General features: G+C 71.2%; 3 protein-coding genes and 2 pseudogenes. All 5 read right to left on the reverse strand.

Translation table 11 applies throughout. The annotated features are described in order from the left end of the window. Positions 1–91: pseudogene (locus ACFV6D_RS38565) on the reverse strand (roadblock/LC7 domain-containing protein); the annotation flags it as partial. A gap of 10 nt (positions 92–101) precedes the next feature. Then, on the reverse strand, positions 102–3,455 hold the full coding sequence (locus ACFV6D_RS38570; RefSeq protein ID WP_380563394.1) for a nitrate- and nitrite sensing domain-containing protein: 3,354 nt from the start codon (positions 3,453–3,455) through the stop codon (positions 102–104). Between the two features lie 393 nt (positions 3,456–3,848). After that, a complete protein-coding gene (locus ACFV6D_RS38575; protein WP_063347719.1) occupies positions 3,849–4,433 on the reverse strand; it encodes an ATP/GTP-binding protein in 585 nt (194 codons plus the stop codon). Further along, the gene (locus tag ACFV6D_RS38580) at positions 4,414–5,097 is read right to left on the reverse strand and encodes a DUF742 domain-containing protein (RefSeq protein WP_079135609.1); all 684 of its coding nucleotides are present in this window, start codon (positions 5,095–5,097) and stop codon (positions 4,414–4,416) included. Before ACFV6D_RS38580 ends, ACFV6D_RS38575 begins: the two co-directional genes overlap by 20 nt. 161 nt (positions 5,098–5,258) lie before the next feature. After that, a pseudogene (locus tag ACFV6D_RS38585) lies at positions 5,259–5,352 on the reverse strand (roadblock/LC7 domain-containing protein); the annotation flags it as partial.

The following is a 5,352-nucleotide window of genomic DNA, read 5'->3' on the forward strand; positions in this document are numbered from 1 at the left end:
CGGCGGAGACCACCACGGTGTGGGACACCCCGGGGGTGTTGTCCACGAAATTGGTGATCAGCCAGTTCAGGTTCTGTGCGGCCTGGCTCATCTGAGTCAACTCAACGCTCCTGGTGGTTCGAGCCGCCGAAGAGATCGGTGCTTCGGTTCTGTCCGTTGCCGGACGGGTCTACCTGATCGGGGTCGATCCGGAAGCTTCCGGTGTTACCGGCACTGCGGCCCTGCTCCACGCCGCGGCGCAGGTTGGTGAGCCGACCGCGGACCTCCTCGGGGCTGCGGGAGACCTGCGGCCCTTCCTGCGGAGTGGGCTTGGCGTTTCCGGCCACCAGGTTCTGCTTGGGCACGCGCCGCGGCAGGCCTGCCCCGGTGGTGCCGCCGGAGGCGGGCTCGCGGGTCTGCTCGGCCTGCTGCCAGGCGCCGTCGTTGGGCGACTGCCAGGGCGAGTTGGTCGGGCCGGTCGGGCCGTAGCCGCCCAGCGCCGACACGTCGTGGCCGCGCGGCTCGTCGACCGCCGAGGTGTCCTTGGCGCCGGCGAACCAGTTCGGGGTCTCGCCGCCGGAGCCGCCGCCCGCCGGAGCGGTCGGGGCGCCGAAGCCGCCACCCGCCAGCTGCTGGCCGGGGCGGCGCTGCGGCAGCCCGGACGGCAGGGTGGGGGTGGGCTCGGCGGCGGGCAGTGCGGGCGGCTCCGGGGCGTACGGGTGGCCGGCCGGGGCCTCCTCGGCCTGCTGGCCGTACTGGTCGGCGTAGCCGTCCTGGTAGCCCTGGTAGCCGTCGCCCTGGTAGTCCTGGCGGCCGTACTGGTCGTCGGCGTAGCCGGACTGGTCGTAGCCCTGCTGCGGGTACTGGCCGTACTGGTCCTGGCCGTACTCGTCCTGCTGGTAGCCGTCCTGGGCGTAGCCGTACTGGTCGTCGGCGTAGCCGGACTGCTGCTCGTAGCCCTGGGGGGCGTACTGGTCGTAGCCCTGCTGGTACTCCTCCTCGACCTCGGCGTCCAGCACCGGCGGCTCGCCGTCGTGCGGGCCGCTCTCCAGGGCCGCGCGGCGGACCTGGTCGAGGCGCTGCGAGCGCTGGACGGCCTCCAGGGCCGGGCTGAAGCCGCTGGATCCGGCGTTGCCGGTGCCGGTGAGGTGGTCGTCGAAGCCCAGCTCGGCGGCGCTGCGCGGCTGGCCGTTGGGCGCCCACTGGGAGGTCGGCTCCTGCTCGGCGAAGATCCGGGAGACGGTGAACTGCTCCTCGGGCTCCGGCGCGGCGCCCGACCGGGTGATGAACGGCGGGATCATGACCAGCGAGGTGGTGCCGGCGGACTCGCCGGACGGGCGGAGCTGGACGCGGACGTCGTGCCGCTGGGACAGCCGGCCGACCACGAACAGGCCCATGCGGCGGGAGATGGTGGCGTCGACGGTGGGCGGCTCGGCCAGCTTCTCGTTGATCTCGGCGAAGTCGTCGGCGGTGAGGCCGATGCCCTTGTCGTGGATCTCGACCAGCACCCGGCCGTCCGGCAGGCGGGTCGCGTTGACCAGGACCCGGGTCTGCGGGCTGGAGAACGAGGTGGCGTTCTCCAGCAGCTCGGCGAGCAGGTGGACGAGGTCGGTCACGGCGGCGCCGACGACCTCGACCTCCGGGATGCCGGACAGCTCGACGCGCTCGTACTGCTCCACCTCGGAGGAGGCGGCGCGGAGCACGTCGACCAGCGGGACCGGGGTGTTCCAGCGGCGGCCGGCCTCCTCGCCCGCGAGGACGAGCAGGTTCTCACCGTTGCGGCGCATGCGGGTGGCGAGGTGGTCCAGCTTGAAGAGGTTCTCCAGCTGGTCCGGGTCGGCCTCGTTGTTCTCCAGGTCGGTGATCAGCGCCAGCTGGCGCTGGATCAGGCCCTGGCTGCGACGCGACAGGTTGGTGAAGATCGCGTTGACGTTCCCTCGCAGCAGGGCCTGCTCGGCGGCGAGCGCCACGGCCTGCTGGTGGACCTGGTCGAACGCCCGGGCGACCTCGCCGATCTCGTCCTTGCCGTGCAGCGGGATCGGGGTGACGGAGGTGTCGACCCGGTCGGGGTCGGTCTTGGAGAGCTTCTCGACCAGGTCCGGCAGGCGGTGGTCGGCGATCTCCAGGGCGGCGCTGCGCAGGGTGCGCATGCCGAGGATCATCGAGCGGGCGACGTAGCCGGTGAGCAGGCCGGCCAGGATGAGCGCGGCGACGACGATGATCGTGTTGAGGATGGCGTCGTAGAGCGCGTTGTCCTTGAGGCCGCGGGAGTCCGTGAGGACGTCGTCCAGCAGCTGGACCTCGGTGTCGCGCAGGGCCTGGATGTGGGTGTTGGCGGCCTGGTTCCAGTTCTCCGGGGTGAGACCGGAGTCCTTGGCCTCCTTGTAGGCCTGGTCGGCGGCGGCCTTGCCCTTGCTCTGGCCCTCGGCGGCGGCCTGGCTGTAGGCGGCGCCGAGGGAGAGCAGGGTCTGCATGGAGGGCGCGGTGCCGTTCGGCATCTTGTAGGCCGAGCGCTCCTGCGCGGCGGCCTGGACGACCTGCGCGTTGGCGTACTTGCGGGCGTCCTCGGGGGCGCTGCCGGTGTTGAACTCGGTCAGCGAGACCTGCTCCAGCCGCTCCGCGACCAGGATCTGCTGGATCACGTCGGCGTTCTCGAACCGGGTGGTGGCGTTCTGGGAGATGCCGACCAGCAGGTGCAGCATGAGCGCGCGCTGGGTCGAGGCGGAGGCCTTGGCGAGGGACATCGCGTAGATCGCGCGGCCCTTGCTGGCGGCGTTGGTGGAGCCGATGCCGACCGAGTTGTCGTAGGACAGCAGCGGGGCGAACATCACCGAGTAGGCGTTGACGGTGGCGCCGGCGAACAGCTCGGATCCGTACGCGCTGGACCGCAGGTGCGGCAGGTCGACCACCAGGGCCTGGAAGCCCTCGTGGCGGCGCGGCAGTTCGCCGGACTTGTCGGAGGCCGCGTAGGCCGCCTCGTACGCCTTCAGCGCGGCGTCCGTGTTGGCGCGGATCTTGGCGACCTTGCCGTCCGGGTCCTGCTTGGTGAGCAGGGGTATCAGCGTGGTGTCGCGCTCGATCTCCAGCGCTTCGGCGAGCTCGGTGGCCGCCTTGGCGAGCTCGGCGGTCTTCTCGGCGCGGGAGGCCTTGATGTAGCCGTCGACCGAGGTGTTCACGCGGAGGCCGCCGAAGACGAGGCTGATGATCACGGGGATCAGCAGGATCGCGATCAGACGGGTCGGCACGCGCCAGTTGCGCGGGCGGAGGAAGTCGTACCGCCTGGAGGCCTCGCCGTCCGGACCGCCGCTGCGGGGTTCCGTGGACGCGGCCGGGGGCTGCGGGGCCGGGGAGGCCTGGGAGCGCTCCTCGGTGGGGGTGAAAGCGGAGAATCCGGCCGGGTCCGCTGCGGTACCGTTCGGCTCGCTCCGGCGGGGCTCGGAGCGCCGCTGCGGGGCGGGTTGCTGCTTACGCCTCACTCGACAACTACCTCTCGGCCGACTGTCGGCCATGGATCAATCCAGCGCTACCCCCGGGCCCTGGCCCGTCACCGGTGGGCCGGCGCGAGGGTTTCAGGGGTAGCTGGAATTTCAGCACGTGCAGGGATGGGGGACAAACAGCCGCAGGATGGCCCCCGCGTCGGCGCAATAGGGACATTCACCGACATGACGGAGCAAAACCGTGGTCTTCTGGCGCTGAGTGGCGCTAGTTCACCACGCAGAGTCACTGTTGATCACAAAATGCCTACCGAACTGTTATCCGCTGCTTATACAGCGGGTCTTGCGCGATGCCCCTGGAGGACATCGGCCGGTAGCGGCTCCGCCCCGGGGGCCGTCACGCCGACGGCCCCCGGGGTCCGGATGTCCGGCCCGTCATCGGAGTCGGGCGAGGAGGGCGTGTTCGACGAGGGTGATGAGGGCGCTTTTGGCGCTGTCGCGGCGGCGGGCGTCGAGGGTGACGACGGGGGTTTCGGCGCTGAGCTGGAGTGCTTCGCGGACCTCGTCGGCGGTGTGGGGCTGGTGTCCGTCGAAGCCGTTGAGGGCGACGACGAAGGGGAGTCCGCTGTTCTCGAAGTAGTCGAGGGCGGGGAAGCAGTCGGCGAGGCGGCGGGTGTCGACGAGGACGACGGCGCCGATGGCGCCGCGGACGAGGTCGTCCCACATGAACCAGAAGCGGTCCTGTCCGGGGGTGCCGAAGAGGTAGAGGATGAGGTCTTCGTCGAGGGTGATGCGGCCGAAGTCCATGGCGACGGTGGTGGTGGTCTTGCCGGAGACGTGGCTGAGGTCGTCGATGCCGGCGGAGGCCGAGGTCATGACGGCTTCGGTGCGCAGGGGGTTGATCTCGGAGACGGCGCCGACGAGCGTGGTCTTGCCGACGCCGAAGCCGCCCGCGACGACGATCTTCGCGGAGGTGGTGGCGCGGGTGGGGGCGGCCGCGTTAGAGCTTGCGAAGTCCACTGAGGACCCTTTCGAGCAGCGTGACGTCGGGCTGGTTTCCGGATTCGCCGCCGGAAGCGGGCTGGTGGATGGCGACGAGGCCGGCCTCGGCCAGGTCGGCCACGAGGATGCGGGCCACTCCCAGGGGAAGGGAGAGCAGCGCCGACACCTCCGCGACGGATTTGACCTCCCTGCACAGGGTGCAGATCCGCTGGTGCTCGGGGAGCAGGGTGGCCAGGCGCTGCGGGTCGACGTCGGCGGAGACGAGGGCCTCCAGCGCGAGTTCGTAGCGCGGCCGGGTGCGTCCACCGGTCATCGCGAACGGCCGGATCAGCGGGCCGGAGTCGGGCTCGTCCTCGAACTCCTCGACGTGCCCGGGCTCGTGGGCCGGCCGGTGGTCGGGGGCGGGCGCCGGGTAGCCGGGCGGCGGCGTGTCGAAGGCGGGCTGCGGCTGTCGGTACTGGCCGGGCGGGCCCTGCCGGTCGTACTGCTCCTGCTGCGGCTGCCCGTACGGGTGCTGGGGCTGCCCGTACTGGTGCTGGCCGTACTGCTGTCCGTGCTGCTGGCCGTGCTGAGGCTGGCCGTACTGCTGACCGTGGCCGACGCCGGGTGCTCCGAAGGCGTCATGGCCTGTGCCAGGGTACGGAACGCCGTACTGGCCGCTGCGGTCGTCGGGCGGTGTCACGGTTCCTCTCCTCACAGGGTGCGGCGGTGCGGTGCGAGCTTCGGCGCAGGTCCGGAGCCGGTGGTGCGAAGGCCGTACAACGTCCGAACCCGAGCCCGCCGAAGCGGGCCCGGGAAGGACGCGGAGGTACTTCGAATACCTGGACGGTATCCGACGGACCGTCAGTGCAGGAGACTGCCCTGGAGTTCCGCGCGGAGTGCGGGGGTGAGGACGGCGCCGGCGCGGTCGACGAGGAGGGCCATCTCGTAGCCGACG

This window comes from Kitasatospora sp. NPDC059812 (assembly GCF_042732075.1).
GTDB lineage: Bacteria > Actinomycetota > Actinomycetes > Streptomycetales > Streptomycetaceae > Kitasatospora.